The sequence below is a fragment of the Hymenobacter lapidiphilus genome, assembly GCF_003417065.2.
In the GTDB taxonomy this organism is placed as follows: domain Bacteria; phylum Bacteroidota; class Bacteroidia; order Cytophagales; family Hymenobacteraceae; genus Hymenobacter.
This window is the reverse complement of record NZ_QVLT01000080.1, coordinates 1-421: the sequence shown is the minus strand read 5'-3', so window position 1 is coordinate 421 and position 421 is coordinate 1. Positions and strand designations below refer to the sequence as shown.

Annotated in this window: 1 protein-coding gene; it reads right to left on the bottom strand. The window is 60.3% G+C overall.

What is annotated here, in order from left to right; all coding sequences use genetic code 11:
* Positions 1-421: hypothetical protein (locus tag D0N36_RS19290; RefSeq protein WP_199798379.1), on the bottom strand; the 421-nt coding region annotated here is incomplete at both ends.

Sequence of the window (421 nt, the reverse complement as noted above, 5' to 3'; positions counted from 1 at the left end):
GCCTTGATCAGATTGTCCGGAAAATCTTCCAGCGGGATCGAGTCATTATGCTTGATGCCGCGGCTGCCGATCGGGTTGCCGTAACGGTCGAGGAAGGTCACCGCGAGGTCGGACTTCTTCAGCCAGTCCTCGTCAGCGGTCTCGCGGAAGGCCGGAATCGCGAGCGTCAGCATCAGGATCATGCCGCCGAGCCCGAGCGTTGCGGCTTCCGACAGCGGCTCGATGAACACCCAGCGCTTCCAGCGGCCGACATAGAAGCGGTCCATGAAGGTGGAATAGCGCTCGTAGAGCTCGGCCTTGATCAGATTGTCCGGAAAATCTTCCAGCGGGATCGAGTCATTATGCTTGATGCCGCGGCTGCCGATCGGGTTGCCGTAACGGTCGAGGAAGGTCACCGCGAGGTCGGACTTCTTCAGCCAGT